Consider the following 18,122-nt stretch of genomic DNA (forward strand, 5'->3'; position numbering starts at 1 on the left):
AGGGACGAGCGGCGGATAAGCACCACGTTCTGTGCAACTCGAGCAGCTGAAGGCAAGAGAGCAACGGCTGCAATCGATGCGGCGCGGCGTCGTCGGTGCTGTCGACCTCACTCCTCGTCGTCGGTGCTGTCGCTCTCGGCGTCGGTTTCGGACGGCGAGTCGGTATCGACTTCGTCGACGAGTTCCTCCGCGACGTCCTCGTCGACTGCCATCTCGCCCGGTTCCGCCGGTTCCTCCTGAACGTCTGATTCGGCACGCTCGGCGATTTCGTCGGCCGAGCGCTCGCCGTCAGTGTACTCGGCGTTCGTCTCCGCGTCGTCGATCACATCGTCGTCATCGTCGGCCGTCTCTGGTGGCGACTCGGCGTCGGATTCGGGGTCGTCGCTCTCGGATTCCCCGATCGGAATCGTCGCGACCTCGTCGGCCCGATCCAGTGTCTCGGTCGCAGCCTGGGTTGGGTCGTCCGGGACCGCATCCGTGGCTCGGTCTCGCATCTCGTCGATGGCGTCATCGCTTGAGCCACGCACTCGAGCGACGATGTAGGCGACGAGGACGACGCCGACCGCGATCAACAGATATCTCCCGAGGCGACCGCCCAACGAGCGCCCGGCCGCAGACTCCGTCCTGAACGCCGGTACTGCTCCGCTGTCAAGAGCTGTTCGAACTCCCATTACGTGGTCTCCCACGTCGGCCGGGAAGTGCGTTGGGGGGACTCGAGTCGGCAGTGACCGACCGGGGTTGAGAAACAGCCACTCGAAAGGGCGGACGACGAACACTCGAGGACGTCGACAGCGGCCTCGAGTCAGGCAGACGACACCGTTTGTTACACGACGTGTAGATATTGCATGTAATTTCTTTGATCACCGACTGGTTGAATTCGGTTCGAAATCTGGCACGAATGTTATCTGCGGACCAATATCTATTCATGCGTGTACTCTGAATTGTCATCGTACAGCATGGCAAGCGAGATTACACCACAGGAACTTCCCGAGCCACGATACGAGTACGGGGCTGATGACCACGTATTCGTCGAGCTCGCGGAGGAAATGAGTTTTACTGCAAATTTTAAGGCGATGGCGATTACCCAACAGGTCGCCGAGCGAGATATTGACGGGATCATCGAGAACTGTCCGGCCAACGCCTCCTACATGCTTCGCATCGATCCCGGCGTCATCCATCCGGACGACGTAATCGCGGAACTCAAAGCGATCGAATCGGAACTGGACATCGAGAACTACGAGTGGGACACCCGCGTCATCGACATCCCTGTCCTGTTTGAGGATCCATGGACCCACGAGACGCTCATGGAGTTCCGTGACCGGCATCAGGATCCGGACGGGACCGACCTCGAGTACTCGGCCCAACTCAACGGGTTTGACGACGTCGAAGCGTTCCTCGATGCGTTCGTCTCGGCACCGCATATGGTCACGATGGTCGGGTTCGTCCCGGGGCTGCCGTGGTGTTTCCAGATGGTGCCACGAGACCAGCAACTCGAGGTCCCCAAATACGTCGAGCCACGGACCGACACGCCAAGCCGTGCGGTCGGCTTCGGTGGTGCATTCTCCGTTATCTACCCAGTACAGGGTGCTGGAGGGTATCAGCTGTACGGTCGGACCCCTGTCGAAGTGCTCGACGTCGACCAGCAGTTGGCCGACTTCAGCGACTCGATGGTGTTGCCAAACCCCGGCGACATCCTGAACTACAGACGGATCGATCGCGAGGAGTACGACGCGATCCGCGAGGAAGTCGAGGCCGGAACGTACGAGTACACCTACGAGCGCGTGAACTTCTCGACTGAGGAGTTCTTCGAATCGCCACTCGAGTACAACGAACAACTCACGGAGGAAATCGCATGATCACCATTCAGGAGGGCGGGATCGCGAGTACGGTACAGGACCGCGGGCGTTTTGGCCACTACCACATCGGCATGCCGCCATCGGGAGCGATGGACAAGTACGCCCACACGATCGCAAACTATCTCGTCGGCAACGACGCCGACGCCGCGACGATCGAGATGACCTACCAAGGGATCACGGCGACGTTCGACGAAGATGCTGTCATCGCCATCACCGGTGCCGACATGTCGCCGAGTCTCAACGGCGAGTCGATCGGAACGTGGGAGACCGTCGCCGTCGACGCCGGTGACGAACTCGAGTTAGCGTTTGCCACCGAAGGCGCACGTGCGTATCTCGCCGTCGCCGGTGGCGTCGACGTCCCAGAAGTGATGGGCAGTCGCTCGACGTACACCCTCGTCGGGATCGGCGGTCACGAAGGACGCGGGCTCGAGGAGGGAGACGAACTGCCGATCGGCGACGCCGACGACACCGCGACAGAACTGGTCGGGACGCAACTCGACGACGAGTACATTCCGGCGTATGCTGACGAAGACACCGTCCGTGTCGTCCTCGGTCTCACCGGCTACCGGCTGACCGAGGAGAGCAAGGAGACACTCTGTGAGGCCGAGTGGACGGTCTCACCGGAAGCCGACCGGATCGGCTACAGACTCGAGGGACCGGAGATGGAGTTCAAAGAGCGCGAACAGCCGTTCGGTGCCGGAACCGATCCATCGAACGTCGTCGACCTCGGCTACCCAATTGGCTCGATCCAGATGCCCCAGAAACCGATCGTTCTCTTGCAAGATGCAGTCACGGGCGGGGGGTACGCGACCGTCGGCACCGTCATCAGCGCCGACCGTGGACTGCTCGCACAGCGACAGACGCACAAGTCGGTGTACTTCGAGGATGTCGATGTCGACGAAGCACTCGCTGCCCGCAACGAACGCGACGAACGCCTCGAGACGATTCGAGCCGAAATCGAATCGGCGGACTGACAGCCAACAGTCCGACACGAATCCGAACGAAAGCCGAAGCAAAGAAGCTAATCCAGACCGAGTTCAACACACAACACACACTATGTCCGATAAAACAACAGTCAACTCACCGATGCCGGGCGTTTTCTATCGCCGTCCAGATCCCGAGGACCCGCCGTTTGCCGAAGCGGGAGACACCGTCGAGGAAGGCGAGACGATCGGTCTCGTCGAAGTGATGAAAAACTTTCACGACATCGAAGCCGACACCGCAGGGACGATCAGCGAGTTCCTGGTCGACGACGAAGCCGAGATCGAAGCCGACCAAGAGCTCGTCACGATCGAGTGACGGCCTCGAGCGAGAAGTCAACGGTCGAAAACCGGTAGCCGGAGACAGCGCGTCGCTATCAGCAGAATCGATCGTCAGCTCGTTTTGAGCGAACTGCCGACTGGGACGTCTCGAGCCAGCCCGCGTCGACATCATCCGGGGCGTCGAACTGGGGGACAAACGGTTTGATGTCCAACAGCGGTGTTCCGTCCACGACGTCAACGCCGTTGACAGTTATCTCCCGATCGGCGACGGTGTCGATTTCGACGACCGAGAGGCCGATCGGATTCGGTCGTTGTGGCGCACGGGTCGCAAAGAGTCCTCGTTCAGTCTCATCCAGAAATGGCTCGACCGTCAACGAGACGTCGTCGTCGGACGCATGGAAATGATACAGCAAGATGCAGTGAGAAAATTCCGCTAGATCCTGCAATCCCGCCGCGTACCGCGGCGCAAGTTCGACAGTGCCTGTCGCATCCGCGCCGGCCGGTTGGATCGGCATCCCTTCGGGCGACTCGAACGGTGTGTGGATCACGCCGATTGGGTTGTACTCGAGTTGGTCGTCTGCCATACGTAGAGAGCAGTCGCGGAGCGACAAATCAGTGATCTATTCATCCGAGACTCGAAGTGGGGGCAGTCGATGACGCGACAGGACTGTCTCTCGCTCGAACAGGGAGCCGACGATTCGAATGGAAGCCGAATCGTTGCTGGATAGATGAATGATAGGTAAATATTCAGCACTTCGTTAGACAGCCCGACGGAAGATATATGCGCGATTGTGATAGAATTACACCCATGGCAACGATCGATATCAACTGCGATATGGGCGAGAGCTTCGGCAACTGGCAGATGGGAAACGACGAGACCGTCATGCCCTACATCACGTCCGCGAACATCGCCGGCGGCTATCACGCGGGAGATCCCCACGTCATGCGCGAGACGGTCGAGTTGGCCGCCGAACACGACGTTGGGATCGGCGTTCATCCTGGCCTGCCGGACAAAATGGGGTTCGGACGCCGGAAGATCGATGCCAGCCCGGAGGAGGTACGGGATTATGTCGTCTACCAGCTCGGTGCGCTGACGGCGTTTGCACGCCGCCACGGGGCGACCGTCCAGCACGTCAAACCGCACGGAGCGATGTACTCGATGCTCTCAGAAAGTCCCGACCACGCCCGTGCGGTCATGGAGGGCATGCTCGAGGTCGACGACGACCTCATCTATCTTGCCACAGATATGAACATCTACGAGGTCGCACAGGACGTCGATGGCCTCCGAGCCGTCTTCGAGGGCTACGTCGATCTGGACTACCGAGCCGATCGCTCCCTGATCGTCGAAAAGACGCTCGAGGACCGCGATCCCGAACTCGTTGCTGATCGGTTCGTCTCGATCGCTACCGAGGGCGTCGTCGAGGCGGCAAACGGTGAGGAGATATCGATTCCGGCAGACAGCATCTGTATCCACGGCGACAATCCGAACGCCGTCGCAGTGCTCGAGGCCATTCACGACCGTGTCGAGGAGAACGATATCGATCTCGTCTCGCTGCCCGAGCTCGTCTAACAGCATCGACACCGTAGCGCAAGCGACGGTGACGGTTTCTGTACAGCCTGCAAACGGATGTGGGTCGACGACTTACTCGGCGAGCAAGTCCTTTTCGACGTACGTCGTCGTGTGTTCGTTTGCGAGAAACCCCTCATCCTCGAGTAGCATCTTGTGGAACGGGATCGTCGTCGGCACGCCCTCGATGGTGGTCTCCTCGAGAGCACGCTTACCGCGGGCAATCGCTTCGGCTCTGTCCTGACCGGTGACGACCAGTTTCGCGAACATCGAGTCGTAGAAGGGGGCGATCGAATCGCCCTCATCGACACCGTCATCGACACGGACCCCGATTCCGCGGGCCGGCCGGTAGGTCGACAACGTGCCAGGCAGCGGAATGAAGTCGTTGTCGGGATCTTCAGCGTTGATCCGGAACTCGATGGCCGCGCCACGGGGATCGATCTCGTCCTGGGAGAAGCTGAGTTCCTCGCCGGCAGCGACGCGAAGTTGCCATTTGACCAGATCGATCCCAGTGAGCTGTTCAGTGACCGTGTGTTCGACCTGAATCCGAGCGTTGACCTCGATGAAGTAGAACTCACCGTTCTCATAGAGGAACTCGACCGTCCCGGCGTTGACGTAGTCCGCCGAGGCAGCACCCCGACACGCAGCTGCACAGAGTTCCTCGCGGGTGTCTTCGTCTAACACCGGCGACGGCGACTCCTCGAGGAGTTTCTGCTGACGACGCTGGATGCTGCAATCGCGCTCACCGAGATGTCTGATATTCCCGTGTTTATCACCGATAATCTGCACTTCGATGTGCCGTGGATCCTCGAGGAATCGCTCGAGATAGACGCTGGGGTTGTCGAAGTATGCCTCTCCCTCACGAATCGCCTCCTGTAGTTTCGACTCGATCTCCGAGGGGTCGGTGGCGATCTTGAGGCCGCGACCGCCGCCGCCGCCGTCGGCTTTGATCGCGATTGGATACCCGTGTTCCTCGCCGAACGCCTCGACCTCGGCTGGCGACGACACCGGCTCTGTCGTCCCTGGAACGATCGGCACATCCGCTGCCTCCATAATCTGTCGAGCTTTGGTCTTCTCGCCGAAGTTGGCCATCACGTCACTCGGTGGACCGATCCACTCGAACGCGCTGTTTTCGACGTTGGCAGCGAACGATTCGCTCTCTGCAAGAAAGCCGTACCCCGGATGAATCGCATCAACGTCGGCCGCACGCGCAGCCTCGAGGAGCGCGTCCTGGTTGAGATAGCTCTCTTTTGCTTTCGAGCTGCCGATATGGTAGGCGTCGTCGGCCAGCCGAACGTGTTTGGCGTCTTCGTCCGCATCGCTGTAGACTGCCACTGCTTCGATACCGAGTTCCGTACATGCCTGGATGATTCGAACGGCGATTTCGTCGCGGTTCGCGATCAACACCCTTTCGAACACAATATAGCGTATTGGGAACCATTGGCAAATAAGTCTAACTTCTCATGTGTTGTTGGATGAGATTCATATAAAAACAGGGTTGTAGAACCGGAGAGACTGATCAATGCGGCTCACGGAAGAGCATTCGACCCCCGAAACCCAGTTTCGCTCACGGCGACCGCACAGCTGGTGTTCACGAGTGACGGGCTGTACAGTCCGTTCGGAGTCGAGACCGGCGTTGACATGTCGTAATGGATCGTGCGTACTGCCAACGAAATATTCTACGTCAGTTGATTGTCGTCCGAAGAAGGGCCGTTCGTTCGAATGGTGTTTATTCAGCCGTTGCTTCACGCGAGATATGGACGAGCGCAGCATTCGTATTCTACAGGCGATCGCGACACTCAAAACGGGAAGCCCAGACGAAATCGCGGCGCACACCGATATCCCGAAGTCGACGGTCCACTATCGGATCACGAAGCTCAAAGAGGAGGGGATCGTGCTTGACGACTTGTTCGATGTCGACCTCGAGAAGCTCGGTCTCGAGATAACCGTTATTACGGAGGTCATCGCAGAGTACGACGAACAGTACCACACGCAGGTTGGTGAGAAACTCGCCGAGATCGAAGGGGTCAATCAGGTTTATTTCACGATGGGAGAGACTGACTTTGTCGTGATCGCACACCTCGCGGATCGGGAAATGGTTCACCGTCTGATCAGCGACTACGAGAGCATCAACGAAGTCGTTCGGACGAGTTCACAGTTCGTCGTCGAGACAGTTAAAAATGAACCACACCCACTCAACGACTTCGAGTTGGAGACACTAGTGGAGACCACGGTCGATCTCGACTGACCACGATCCGAAAGCGCGCTCGGGGTCGCATAGCGTGTCGAAACGACTGCCTACTGTCTGTAATACCTTGTTTACTCGCCGTTAGCACGTTCATATTTACAATTAAACATGTGACGTTCACAACTGATGACACGAAAACGACCACGAGTGCGTCAGCGAACGTCCGTGGGACGGCAACCGAGTTGCGTCCATGAGCGCCAGCACGTGCGAGCTGGACGGGCAAACGGAACTCACATCGGGGCAGGTCGATAATCATGTCCCGATCACGCACACTCGTCGCAACTGGCCTCTTCATTTTGCTCTGTATCGGGTTTGTCGGGGTCGCCGCGATTGGCGGTGCAAGCGGTGATTCAGCAACGAACCCGGCTGCAACGCTTCCCGATTCGGACACCGGGAGCGCTAACGTCTCTGAAGAAGCGTACGTCGAGGACGCACCTGGACCGGACGACGTGTACTACGAAGCGAGTGACGGCAACTGGGTCAGTTATGTTAACCCACGCGACGAGTACCGAACGCCGTACCTCGGAGATGCATCCGGGAAACTCTGTGTCACGCTGCTGAACGAAGCGGGTGAGCCAATCGTCGGCGAGACCGTTCCGAACACGACCGTGACGGTCCCGACCGGTGAGTCGCTATCCTGGCACGCCGAGACTGACCCGATGACCGTCGACTATCCGCTCACCGACCACTACGAACGGGAACTCGACGCCGACCAGTTCGGGACGACCGACGACCTTCCACAGGGCAACGGCTACATGGACTCACACTGCATCGAGTGGCACGGCCTCCCCGAGGACGAAACCGTCGAGTACGGCGAAGCGCAGATCGAGGGCGAGCACGCCGACAAAATCGAGGTTGTCGGCTACATCCAACAGGCACACGACACGTGGGATACCGATGTCGATCCGATCGAAGATGCCGAGTCGTACGAAGACGCCGGTGGCGGCTGGACATACCACGAAGACGGCTCACACGGGCAAGCCGTTGCTGTCCTCCAACTCGATAGCGAAGTGACTGGTGCCGATGGTGAACCCATAGCCGACGGTTCGGACGCGAGTGACGCCGATGACAACGACTCGGCGACCACAGGCGAGACGGACGACGATGACGATGGCGGAGCCGACGACGAGCTTCCTGGCTTCGGCGTCACCACCGCGATTGTCGCGCTTGCACTCATCGCGCTTGTCGGTTCTCGCCGCTTTACGCACTAACAGCGACCCCCCACTGGCTGTTTCTCATCGGAACCCACCTCGAGGGGGCTGTCACAGTTCCCCATTCGAGAGCGTTCGTCGTTCATGCTCTCGAATCCGCTTTGCGTTTCGGACGAACCCAACGTCGCCTGCCCCGCCTGGAGCGTTGCAGCGAGTCCAACCAGTGAGACTTTGACAATCCACTCGAGAGAGCCTACCAATGACAGTCACCAACGAATCGGACGATCCCCAAGTGCCGATCGTCTGTACTGAATGTGAAACGACCTCGCGTGTGCCACTGGCCGACGTGGCCGACGCAGTCGACAGACACAACGAGCAGCTTCACGATGGCGACGAGGTCGCCGCCGTCGATCCCGATGTCGCCGACCAGATCGCCGACCTCGTGGCCACCGAACTGGGACTGCTCGAGAAGTAGAGTCAGGTCAAGCCAGCCAGTGGACTCACTTTTGCCAGAGAGACGAGCGAATCGCCTCGAGGATAGAACGTGACTCGTCGTCCGGGTCATCACGTTTGGTCACGAACCCATTCTCGTCCGCCGAGTCGTCGAGTCGGACGTCGGGTCGTTTCGAGTCCATGAGTTGACGGTACGACGAGGAGGAAAACAAGCGGTCACCTTGCAAACGAAAGCGCGGGCCGGCGGTTCGATCCGTCCCCGTGGCGTGTGATGTGACAGGCGCGTGGGACTGTGGGCAAAACGAGATGGGGGCGACCGATCGTGCTCAGATGACGTCGAGAATGACGATCGCAAGATAGAGCTGTCCGAGGCCAGCAACTATCATGACCCCGCCTGCAATACGTTTGAGAGTCCCGCTGTGTGCGGCCAGCCGGCCGGCACTTGCGACCAGTCCCATCCCCGTCGCGACGGTCAGCGAAACCATCAGCAACACGACGCTCCCGACGTAGGTGCCGATAACGATCGCCGCTGACAGCGGCGGCAGGGACAGTCCTCGAGCGATCACGCCGACAAACAACGGTGCAACACAGCCCGCCGCTGCCAGGGCGTAGCCGGCACCGAAGATACCGAAGCCGAGCACACCCGAACGGCGTTTGGGGAGTGCAAACGACAACGAGGGGGCACGGTCGAGAACGATCAACACGCCGAAGACGACCAAGAGTGCGCCGACGATCGGCTCAAACAAGGTGATGTTCGACAGCGTCGAGTGGCCGATCCAGAACGCTGCACCCAACAAGAGCACAAAGGTCACAAGTACACCGACACCCGCGACGAGCCCACGGCTGAGCGCGCCGGAAAGCGATGCCTCCTCTCCTTCGGTCTGGCTCACGTAGAACCCGACATATCCCGGCAAGAGCGGGTATGCACAGGGCGAAAAGAACGTTGCGACACCCGCCGTCAGCGCAAACGCGATTGTCGGGAGGAGTGCTGCATCAATCATGATTACTCCTCGGCCTCGAGCACCTGTTCGATTCCACCGACCAGTTCGTCTGCGGTCTTGACACCGGAGTCACCCCACTGGACTCGTCCCGAGGTATCAAGCACGACAGCCGTTGGGAATCCACCCTGAAGATAGCGAGCCGTGAGTTCGGCTGCTGGATCGAGAGCGAGCGTCCAGTTGCCGTCGTTTTCCTCCCACCACTCGACGAGTTCTGCCTCGGTGAGTGCGCCGTCTTCGCCGACGTTTTCGTTAGTGATAGAACAAAACACCACGTCATCACCAATTCGTTCGTTTGCTTCAGCGAGTGCCGGCATCTGTTCGATACACGGAGCACACCACGTCCCGAAGAAATCCACGAACGTCACCTGATCGGGATCAGGCACGAGCATCGTCCCGGCATCGCTTCCACGGGCGTCGACTGTTTCGATCTCGAGTGGGTCATACGCGTCGCCGTCGGCGTCCTCATCAAGCAGCGACTCGGTGGACGGAAGCCCATACACCGCAACCGCACCAGCGCCGGTGACAACACCAACACTGCCGAGTCCGGCGAGAACATCTCGACGGCGCATTCTTATTCCACCCCGATGATCATCCGCATCTCTTCGACGACCGTCTCGGGACTAACTGCACGGTCGGATTGGACTGCACCGTCGTACGCGCGTTCGACGATGCCGTTCTCGTTGACGAGTGTAATCAGATTGTTGTGACCAAAGGTGTACTCGCCGTGATCGTGGTCGTCATCGTGATCAAGGTCGTGGTCGTCGTCCTCGTCGACTCGTCTGAGTGCTAATCCGAAGGTATCGCTCGCCAACGTCTCGGCCTCATCGTAGGTGTCAGGCCGAAGGAAATGCCAGTTGTCGGCCTCGTAGTCGATACTCCGTTCGGTGGCGTACTCTCGGAGAAGATCCGGCGTATCACGTTCCGGATCAAATGTAAAGGCGAGCAATCCGACATCGTCGGAATAGCCGTGCTCGACGGCGTCTTCCTGTAGCCGCCGCAGCCGCAAGAGCAGGGCGGGACAGGCACCGTCAGGACAGGACGTAAAGAAATACGTCATCACGAACGGGCGCTCACCGACGAAATCGTCGAGCGAGACAGTCGTCTCTGCGATCGGGTCGGGGATCGAAAACGACGAGAACTCTTCGCCATGAATCGGATAGCTCGGATCACCGCGGGCTTGTTCTGGCGGATCTAAGACCGTGTCACTGTCGCCAGACGAGAGGGGGTTACCGAAGCTATCACCAAGACAGCCCGACAGGCCGGCAGCTCCGGCTGCACCTAGCGCTCCAATGTACGAACGCCTGTTCATACGTGGAAACTTGGAACGAGCAAGCAAAGCCTCGTTGGTTTGTTCATGGAAAACAGCATCTCGATCTGTTAGTCGCTACCGTGGTCGTTTTGTTGGTCGCTTCAATGATCGGGTAGACTGAATCGTCGGGGCTTCCTGCGTGGAACAGCCGTGGCCGGCAGTGTTGGGATTGCTGGCTGTCTCGAGCGACTCGGCTTCGAAGAACAGTCCACTTGGTCGAGTCACCCCTCGTCGAAACGGACACCGTCTTTCCGGTGAACGGCCAACTCGAGATGCTTCACGATAGTGATTCGACGGGCGAACAGCGCTCCCCCTAGCCGGTGCTCTCCCAGCGGATGGTTTCATTGGCGGTCGAGGCGGACACCCTGACCCCGTACAACGATATTATCTTCCCGCTTGCGTCGCTGAACGTAACGATCGAACGAGATGGCACGAACGTCCTCGAGGATGAACCGCTAACGGTGTCCGTCGACACCCCACCACAGATCTCACGATACGACGGTTACGAAACGGAATTTTTCGGGTTCGAGGACGTGACCGACATCGTGTGAACACACAGAAACAGAGACACAACTCACCGAAATCGGTCCAAAACTGATCGTACGACTGGGATAACTATCGGAGTGTGTCGAATACAATCAGGGCATGTCTCAATCAGACCACTCAGAGATGCGTATCGGGTGCCCGGAGTGTGATACAGCAATCAACGCATCCGTCCCACCGGGACCAGGGATCGACGAAGAGAGTCACTCCCACCGACTGCAAGGGACCGAAGCGGCGTGTCGAAACTGTGGGCACGAACTCGAACTCTACTACTACTGACGATCGAACATCACCTCTTGTCGGTCAAACGTTACCTCTTGGCGACCAAACACCACCATTACTGGCGAGCGCGACTTCTGATTCGAATGTCGAGTCGTAACCGACGAGTATCGAACCAGATACGAGACTGGAGTCTCCAAAGAACATCCGTCCCAGGATCCGGCGACTCCAACAAACACACACCGGGTTTCCGGTGAAATACAACCAGATGTGACTGTGTTTGTTTGGATAAGTTCATTTTTGAATGACTTTTCATTTTCGTGGTTCGTTTACGACAGCGGCTCGAGTCGATCTGAGAACAGAAAGGGACACACCGGGTTTCCGGTGAACTGGACACAGCTGCTGGTTGGGTTGAGACACCAGCGAGTGGTCAACCAGTAGACACCGCGACGACCCGCCAGATACTGCGTGCACTCACACACCGGGTTTCCGGTGAAACAGGGAACGGGTAGGAATGACTTCAACTGGATGCGCGCGCACACCGGGTTTCCGGTGAAACGGGGAACGACCAATGGGTGTTGTCCAGAACATGCCGCGCGCACACACCACGTTTCCGGTGAAACGCTCTAAAGAGGTGGGGGAGGTCACCGCTACGGGGAGGGATCGCTGTTTGTTGGAAGGATAACGCACATCAAGCATTATTCAGTCCGCTATTGAACATATGTGAGTTAGTGATGTCTATATTCAGATGTGTGTATAGAACTGGTGACTCAAGATGGAGGGGTTAGCCATGACCGAATCTAATTGCCATGGGGTAGAGGTCTCGGATTTCCTGCTCTGAAACTCTCTACTTGCACTAGCTAGATAGTTAGGTATAAGTACCAATAGCTAAAATAGTCCAGTAAGTCCTAAGTTAGAAAAAGTATTGACGAAAAGTCAATACCCGCAAATTCACCGGAAATCTAACTCAAACGCTTCTTCGAGACGGCAGAATATCAATCAGGCGTCACGTATCTTGCTCTGGAAAACTCGTCACACGTTTTCCGATTGTCGATCGTTCTCTTGACTGTTCGATCGTATAATAGCCTATTCGATCGCTTCAAGTTCTCTACCTCTTGTTTTGTAGGTGAGAGCAGGTTTTGATGATGGGTGGGTAGGTATCTGTCTGGTCAGCTTCGAAGCCCCCAAAACAGTCTAACCCCCGTTTCAACTGGAACCCCTCACCCCCCTTTTCCCCGTTTCACCGGAAACGTGGTGTGTGTGTGCTCCGTTTTTCGCTCCGAAATCCTGGTTTTCACCCACCTGCTCGAGAACCGCTCTGTCAGCGAAATTCAGGACGCTCACCGATTTTCCGACGTCGAGTCCAAACAGTAAAGACGTTTCACCGGAAACGTGGTGTCTACAATCTATGTCGAGTTCCGGCGATGACCTCTTTACCCGTGACGATCCGATCTTCGAGAACAAAGAGTTGCTCGAGATCAATCACCTCCCCGAGGAGGGTCGAATTGTCGGCCGAGATGACGAGATCGCGGAACTCGCCAACGCGGTTAATCCCGCAATTTTCGGCCAGAGTCCGAGCAATCTCCTTATTTATGGCAAAACCGGCACTGGAAAATCACTCTGTGCCAAGCATATCTCCGAACGACTTGTCCGTGTCGCAAAGGAAGAGGGTGTCACGGCCAAGTTCGCTTACGTTGACTGTGCCCAGGATAGCACGGAGACGCAGGCGGTCCAGACGATCGCCCACTCGTTGAACGACTCAGCGGTCACCGACGTCAAGATACCTGACAAAGGACTCAGTACATCGACATATTATAAGCGCCTTTGGCGAGTACTGGACACCCAGTTCGAGGTTGTTCTCATTATTTTAGACGAGGTCGACAAGCTCGACGACGACGACATCCTCATGCAACTCTCGCGTGCGGGCGAAGCTGGCAAACTCGAGTCGTGTAAAATCGGCGTGATTGGGATCAGCAACAAGATCAAGTACAAAGATCGGATGGACGAACGCGTCAAGTCAAGTCTCTGTGAACGCGAGTTCGTCTTCCCGCCGTACGATGCAAACCAGCTTCGAGAGATCATGCAGGCTCGAAGCGATGCGTTCAAAGATGGCGTTCTCGATCCGTCGGTCATCCCGCGTGCTGCGGCGCTTGCCGCGCGGGAACACGGTGATGCGCGGAAAGCGATCGACATCCTGCGGTACGCTGGCGAGATCGCCCAATCAACTGGCAACGAGACCGTCCGTGAGGAGTATGTCGTACAGGCCAGGGAACGAGCTGAGACTGATCGGTTCCGAGAACTCATTCGGGGATCGACGCCGCACTCGAGGTACGTGTTGCAGGCGCTTGCCGTTCTCGCGCTCAACACCGCCGATGAGGACGGGTTCCGGACAACTCGAATTTTCGATGTCTACGAGGAAATCTGTCGTCAGGAAGGCTCCGACACGCTTTCGTTGCGTCGGGTTCGTGATCTGTTGAAAGAACACGCATTTCTCGACATTATCGAACAGTCTCGCCAGAGTGGTGGAAGTGCGGAGGGAAGTTACACTGAACATCAACTGCTCGAGGATCCAGATGTCGTCCGAAAAGTCCTTGTCGAGACTAACGATACATAATACATCTGCCATATGGGTGTCGCTGTCCGAGAGCAACCATGCTGGCCGCTCACACCGGGTTTTTCACCGGAAATCTGGTGTCCTCCACTACCTGGCTGGCGATCATATCTCATATCTAACTGTTCTGGCTCTCTCCAGTCCGTCGCCGTCTTTTCGTCTTGTCGATCGGATACTCTCGCTGGTGGGACGGTCAATCGATTTCGGCCAGTATCGGACCACTATTAGACTCCCATGCGGGTGCAAGCCACGAATCAACCCGGAACGAGGCTGTCCAATAGCAGCGAATGCGAGTTACCGACGAGCGGTTGTCGTTGACGGCTCCGAGCAATCGACAGATACGAGCCGATGGGAACGGCCAGAGGACTGACGACTCACAATCTAACGGAGTGACTGGTCTTGACTCTTTGATCGTCGTCTCGAATCGTCAGCCCTATCGACACGAATACGAAGCGGTGCCAACCGCGGCTGATGGCGATCGTGTGACCCAACCGTCGGACGTGTCGACACGGACCGACGGTGCCGTCCCCGAGCCGACCGACGCCCGCATCACGGTCGATGAACCGACTGGCGGGCTGACTGCGGGGCTCGATCCAGTTCTCCAGCAGGCTTCGGGAACCTGGATCGCCTGGGGCGATGGCGACGCTGACTTCGATGTTGCTGATGAGCACAACTGTGTGGCTGTCCCACCGGACGACCCGTCCTATACGCTCCAGCGGATCGACCTCTCGGAAGAGGCAGTTGATTCATACTACTACGGGTTCAGCAACCGCGTCCTCTGGCCGCTCTGTCATGGCTTCGTCGATCTCGTCAACGACCGATCGAATGATTTCGAGTGGTACCGGACGATCAACGAACGCTTTGCCGAGGCAGTGAGCGAGCACGCAACGGCTGATTCGATCGTCTGGCTCCAAGACTACCACTTCGCACTCGCCTCACGGATGATCCGTGATCGAGTTCCGCGCTCGACGACTGTCGCCCAGTTCTGGCACGTTCCGTGGCCAACTCTGGCAACGTTCCAGCACTGTCCAGCCGGAGATCGAATTCTCGAGGGGCTGCTCGGAAACGACCTGCTCGGTTTCCACGTCGACCGATACGCCGAACGCTTTCTCGAGTGCGTCCAGCGGTCTCTCCCGGCCGCTGCTGTCGATTGGGAACGACAGACTGTCACGTACGATGGCGAATCAACTCGCGTTGTCGCAACGCCGATGGGTGTCGACGCCGAATCCTATGATCGGGATGCACGGTCGGTCTCCTCGTCGCAGCTCTCCTCGCTGTTCGACCGGTACGACGTCTCACGCGAGAACCTGATCGGCCTCGGTGTTGACCGACTCGATTACACGAAGGGGATTCCCGAACGACTGGCTGCGATTGAACGCTTCCTCGAGTGGAACCCGTCGTGGCACGATGAGTTCACGTTCATCCAGACGGCGACACCTTCTCGGACCGACATTCAGACCTATGAGCAACACGGTACCCTCGTCCGAAGTGAAGTCGAACGGATCAATCAGCGATTCGGCACGCAGTCGTGGGATCCGATCGTTTACACTGAAGATTACATTTCGGCTGCTGACCTTTGTGCGCTGTATCGACGCGCAGAGCTCATGATCGTGAGTCCTCTCGCCGACGGCATGAATCTCGTCGCACAGGAGTACGTCGCGGCGAGCGTCGATAGTGACGGGACGTTGGTGTTGAGTCAGGACGCTGGTGCGCATGAGACGCTTGGCTCCCACGCGCTCACGGTTGATCCGACCGATGTCCCTGACTTTGCCCACCAGATCGAGCGGGCGGTCTCACTGTCACCCAGTGAACGTCACCGCCGGATGCACACACTTCGAAACCGGGTCTTCGACCGGGATCTCGAGTGGTGGATGGAAACCCAGTTCGACTGGATTCGGTATCTCCGACACAGGACTAGTCGTGATGCGGCAACTCGAGACTCCGATCCGGATGGCGATTCCTACGAACGGACGCCGTCAATGTAATCGATGTCGATGACAACCCCGCGTCCGATCGACGAGCAGCGGGCACGACTCCGCTCGACACTCACAGCGGCATCACGACTCCTGCTCTGTCTGGACTTCGATGGCACGCTTGCTCCGATCGTCGACGATCCGGACGAGGCTGCACCGACCCCGGAGAACGAGGCTGCGTTGGCGACCCTTGCGTCGGAGCCCACAGTGTCAACGGCGATCGTCAGCGGCCGCGCGTTGGCAGATGTTCGCAGTCGTATCGAGGGTCCGAAGACGTACGCCGGCAATCACGGCCTCGAACTCGCCCGCCGTGGATCGGTCGCTGTCCATCCAATTGCTCGTAAACGAGTGTCACGACTCGAGACCGTGTGTGAGGCCCTTGAGACGATTCTCGAGCCAGTGCCGAACTGTCGAATCGAAAACAAACGACTGACGGGGACGGTTCACGTCAGAGCCGTGCCATCCAGCGCTCGGCCAGTCGTTCGGCGGCACACGCAGGCGATCGTTGACCGGCTTGGAGGTGGTGCGCTTGAGGTTTCGACCGGGAAACGGATCTTCGAGATCGGGCCGTCGATTCCCTGGGGGAAGGGAAACGCGGTCGCGTTGATCGCGGCGGATATGCCTCCCGAGACGGTGCCGATCTATATCGGTGACGACGTAACCGATGAGTCGGCGTTCCGGACCGTCGAACACGACGGAATCGGGATTCGAGTCGGTGGCGATGAGCCATCCGCGGCGTCTTGTAGAATCGACGCGCCGGCTGAGGTGGCGGCAGTGTTAGAATGGCTTGGTTCAGTCGGTGTTGACCTTCTCGAACGGGATGACACTCGGTTGAACGCTGTCGACGGGTCGTCCCTCGACGGTAATCAGCTATGAACGGGAACTCCCGAACTGACTGATTGTTGTCATTTGGCTCCTGGTATTTGATCTGCGTGCGACATCTTGTTTCGATTGTGAGGCGCTGTTCCGATGATCCTCCGGATAAAACACAAACAAAGAAGTCGAAAGTATTAGTTACCACTGGAAATAGAGTACTTAGTGAGAGTGAACGATAGTGAAACTACGTCAGCCTACTGATTTCTTGATTCTCGAAGAACTTGAGGACAAGGGACGAAACGTTGCAACGAATCTCGCTGCACACACGGGGAAAAGCCGCAAGAACATCAACACTCGGCTGCCTGTTTTGGAAGATTACGGCCTTGTTTCCAAAATCGGGCCAGCAGAACGGTCTGGTCTGTACGAGATCACACCGATGGGAAAAGCAGCAGTTGTCTATCGTGATCAGTACGACGACGTCGATGATTTCGAGTCGCTCATCGAGGGGCCCGACGCAGGGAGCGTCGAACAGAATGGCGGCACGCAGGCCGGTTTCGTCCGTGGCGAGGACGAAGTTGACGACGACGAATAATCGTCTCTCCCGTCGTTTGTCGTCAATAGCGGTCCCCAGACACGCTTGTCTGGTATGCGGTAGTCTCCTTGTGCATGTTTTGTGCGCCGCGAGCGGACGACGCCCGTGGCTACCAGCTCAACTAGGCGCGGTGTAATTACTTCGGTAGTGGGCCCCGCGTATCGACGATACGAGCGCCGCGGTCGTCGATCCGGAGTTCCGCCCACTCGGGAAGGGTGTCGGTCGGTGTCAAAAGCAGCAAGTTCCCGTCGCCCGTTTCCACCAGTCGCCGATCCGGATCACGTTGCCGGATGCATGGCTTCCATTGCTCGGTACGGAGACGCCTCGCAATCTGACAGTCGGTGTAGTAGTGGCCGTTCGATCCCTCATAGAGCGAATCGACGGGTACGTCCATTACCACGGCTGTGTATCCCCCGTTGGCTGGCCCCTGGAATCCGTCGTCCCCATTCATTCGAACGGTGTCGAGTTTTCTGCATCGCCATTTGGGTTCACATAGAGTACTTTTATTATCTCGTGAGTGT

The 18,122-nt window shown here is 57.9% G+C and carries 22 protein-coding genes; 14 read left to right on the plus strand and 8 right to left on the minus strand.

Annotated elements, in window-relative coordinates; genetic code table 11:
- Window positions 1-107: 107 nt before the first annotated feature.
- Window positions 108-671 (minus strand): hypothetical protein, encoded by a 564-nt coding sequence (locus ACERJA_RS15125; RefSeq protein WP_373609086.1) that lies wholly within the window; start codon window positions 669-671, stop codon window positions 108-110.
- Between the two features lie 285 nt (window positions 672-956).
- Between ACERJA_RS15125 and ACERJA_RS15130 the strand changes: the two genes are divergently transcribed.
- The 3 genes from ACERJA_RS15130 to ACERJA_RS15140 all read left to right on the plus strand — a co-directional run bounded on the left by ACERJA_RS15130 (window position 957) and on the right by ACERJA_RS15140 (window position 3,155).
- Window positions 957-1,856, plus strand: a complete 900-nt coding sequence (locus ACERJA_RS15130; protein WP_006067237.1) for an allophanate hydrolase subunit 1 — start codon at window positions 957-959, stop codon at window positions 1,854-1,856.
- Complete coding sequence (locus tag ACERJA_RS15135; RefSeq protein ID WP_373609087.1) at window positions 1,853-2,830, plus strand: biotin-dependent carboxyltransferase family protein; 978 nt, start codon at window positions 1,853-1,855, stop codon at window positions 2,828-2,830. The genes ACERJA_RS15130 and ACERJA_RS15135 overlap by 4 nt, the downstream gene beginning before the upstream one ends.
- Window positions 2,831-2,912: 82 nt before the next feature.
- Entirely contained in the window at window positions 2,913-3,155 is a 243-nt protein-coding gene (locus ACERJA_RS15140; protein WP_373609088.1) for an acetyl-CoA carboxylase, read from the plus strand.
- 58 nt (window positions 3,156-3,213) lie between these two features.
- Here ACERJA_RS15140 and tsaA read toward each other — a convergent pair whose 3' ends face one another.
- Window positions 3,214-3,702 carry a tRNA (N6-threonylcarbamoyladenosine(37)-N6)-methyltransferase TrmO gene (gene tsaA, locus ACERJA_RS15145; protein WP_373609089.1) on the minus strand — a complete coding sequence of 163 codons (489 nt, stop codon included), beginning with the start codon at window positions 3,700-3,702 and terminating at the stop codon, window positions 3,214-3,216.
- Between the two features lie 224 nt (window positions 3,703-3,926).
- Here tsaA and ACERJA_RS15150 point away from each other — a divergent pair, with 224 nt between their 5' ends.
- The gene (locus tag ACERJA_RS15150; RefSeq protein WP_373609090.1) at window positions 3,927-4,688 is read left to right on the plus strand and encodes a LamB/YcsF family protein; all 762 of its coding nucleotides are present in this window, start codon (window positions 3,927-3,929) and stop codon (window positions 4,686-4,688) included.
- Window positions 4,689-4,760: 72 nt separating this feature from the next.
- On the opposite strand, the gene ACERJA_RS15155 is transcribed toward ACERJA_RS15150, so the two are convergent.
- A complete protein-coding gene (locus ACERJA_RS15155) occupies window positions 4,761-6,104 on the minus strand; it encodes an acetyl/propionyl/methylcrotonyl-CoA carboxylase subunit alpha (RefSeq protein WP_373609091.1) in 1,344 nt (447 codons plus the stop codon).
- A gap of 337 nt (window positions 6,105-6,441) precedes the next feature.
- Here ACERJA_RS15155 and ACERJA_RS15160 point away from each other — a divergent pair, with 337 nt between their 5' ends.
- The 3 genes from ACERJA_RS15160 to ACERJA_RS15170 all read left to right on the plus strand — a co-directional run bounded on the left by ACERJA_RS15160 (window position 6,442) and on the right by ACERJA_RS15170 (window position 8,559).
- On the plus strand, window positions 6,442-6,933 hold the full coding sequence (locus ACERJA_RS15160; protein ID WP_373609092.1) for an Lrp/AsnC family transcriptional regulator: 492 nt from the start codon (window positions 6,442-6,444) through the stop codon (window positions 6,931-6,933).
- A gap of 254 nt (window positions 6,934-7,187) precedes the next feature.
- Complete coding sequence (locus tag ACERJA_RS15165) at window positions 7,188-8,144, plus strand: PGF-CTERM sorting domain-containing protein (protein WP_373609093.1); 957 nt, start codon at window positions 7,188-7,190, stop codon at window positions 8,142-8,144.
- 199 nt (window positions 8,145-8,343) lie between these two features.
- On the plus strand, window positions 8,344-8,559 hold the full coding sequence (locus tag ACERJA_RS15170) for a hypothetical protein (protein WP_373609094.1): 216 nt from the start codon (window positions 8,344-8,346) through the stop codon (window positions 8,557-8,559).
- A 25-nt stretch (window positions 8,560-8,584) separates the two neighbouring features.
- Here the strand turns inward: ACERJA_RS15170 and ACERJA_RS15175 are convergent, their stop codons facing one another.
- The 4 genes from ACERJA_RS15175 to ACERJA_RS15190 all read right to left on the minus strand — a co-directional run bounded on the left by ACERJA_RS15175 (window position 8,585) and on the right by ACERJA_RS15190 (window position 10,847).
- Complete coding sequence (locus ACERJA_RS15175) at window positions 8,585-8,719, minus strand: hypothetical protein (protein WP_373609095.1); 135 nt, start codon at window positions 8,717-8,719, stop codon at window positions 8,585-8,587.
- Window positions 8,720-8,863: 144 nt separating this feature from the next.
- A complete protein-coding gene (locus ACERJA_RS15180; protein ID WP_373609096.1) occupies window positions 8,864-9,538 on the minus strand; it encodes a cytochrome c biogenesis CcdA family protein in 675 nt (224 codons plus the stop codon).
- A 2-nt stretch (window positions 9,539-9,540) separates the two neighbouring features.
- Complete coding sequence (locus ACERJA_RS15185) at window positions 9,541-10,107, minus strand: TlpA family protein disulfide reductase (RefSeq protein WP_373609097.1); 567 nt, start codon at window positions 10,105-10,107, stop codon at window positions 9,541-9,543.
- A gap of 2 nt (window positions 10,108-10,109) precedes the next feature.
- Window positions 10,110-10,847 carry an SCO family protein gene (locus ACERJA_RS15190; protein WP_373609098.1) on the minus strand — a complete coding sequence of 246 codons (738 nt, stop codon included), beginning with the start codon at window positions 10,845-10,847 and terminating at the stop codon, window positions 10,110-10,112.
- Window positions 10,848-10,982: 135 nt separating this feature from the next.
- Here ACERJA_RS15190 and ACERJA_RS15195 point away from each other — a divergent pair, with 135 nt between their 5' ends.
- The 7 genes from ACERJA_RS15195 (at window position 10,983) to ACERJA_RS15225 (ending at window position 17,601) form a co-directional block, all read left to right on the plus strand.
- Entirely contained in the window at window positions 10,983-11,105 is a 123-nt protein-coding gene (locus ACERJA_RS15195; RefSeq protein ID WP_373609232.1) for a hypothetical protein, read from the plus strand.
- A 77-nt stretch (window positions 11,106-11,182) separates the two neighbouring features.
- Window positions 11,183-11,398 (plus strand): hypothetical protein, encoded by a 216-nt coding sequence (locus tag ACERJA_RS15200; protein ID WP_373609099.1) that lies wholly within the window; start codon window positions 11,183-11,185, stop codon window positions 11,396-11,398.
- Between the two features lie 94 nt (window positions 11,399-11,492).
- Entirely contained in the window at window positions 11,493-11,669 is a 177-nt protein-coding gene (locus ACERJA_RS15205; protein ID WP_373609235.1) for a hypothetical protein, read from the plus strand.
- A gap of 1,348 nt (window positions 11,670-13,017) precedes the next feature.
- Window positions 13,018-14,223 (plus strand): Cdc6/Cdc18 family protein, encoded by a 1,206-nt coding sequence (locus ACERJA_RS15210; RefSeq protein ID WP_006067252.1) that lies wholly within the window; start codon window positions 13,018-13,020, stop codon window positions 14,221-14,223.
- 284 nt (window positions 14,224-14,507) lie between these two features.
- The gene (locus tag ACERJA_RS15215; RefSeq protein ID WP_373609100.1) at window positions 14,508-16,205 is read left to right on the plus strand and encodes a trehalose-6-phosphate synthase; all 1,698 of its coding nucleotides are present in this window, start codon (window positions 14,508-14,510) and stop codon (window positions 16,203-16,205) included.
- 9 nt (window positions 16,206-16,214) lie between these two features.
- On the plus strand, window positions 16,215-17,069 hold the full coding sequence (gene otsB, locus ACERJA_RS15220; RefSeq protein WP_373609101.1) for a trehalose-phosphatase: 855 nt from the start codon (window positions 16,215-16,217) through the stop codon (window positions 17,067-17,069).
- 178 nt (window positions 17,070-17,247) lie between these two features.
- A complete protein-coding gene (locus tag ACERJA_RS15225; RefSeq protein WP_373609102.1) occupies window positions 17,248-17,601 on the plus strand; it encodes a winged helix-turn-helix domain-containing protein in 354 nt (117 codons plus the stop codon).
- Between the two features lie 136 nt (window positions 17,602-17,737).
- Here the strand turns inward: ACERJA_RS15225 and ACERJA_RS15230 are convergent, their stop codons facing one another.
- Entirely contained in the window at window positions 17,738-17,995 is a 258-nt protein-coding gene (locus tag ACERJA_RS15230; protein WP_373609103.1) for a hypothetical protein, read from the minus strand.
- Window positions 17,996-18,122: the final 127 nt, after the last annotated feature.

Origin of the sequence: Natronorubrum sp. A-ect3, assembly GCF_041821125.1 — an archaeon.
In the GTDB taxonomy this organism is placed as follows: Archaea; Halobacteriota; Halobacteria; order Halobacteriales; family Natrialbaceae; genus Natronorubrum; species Natronorubrum bangense.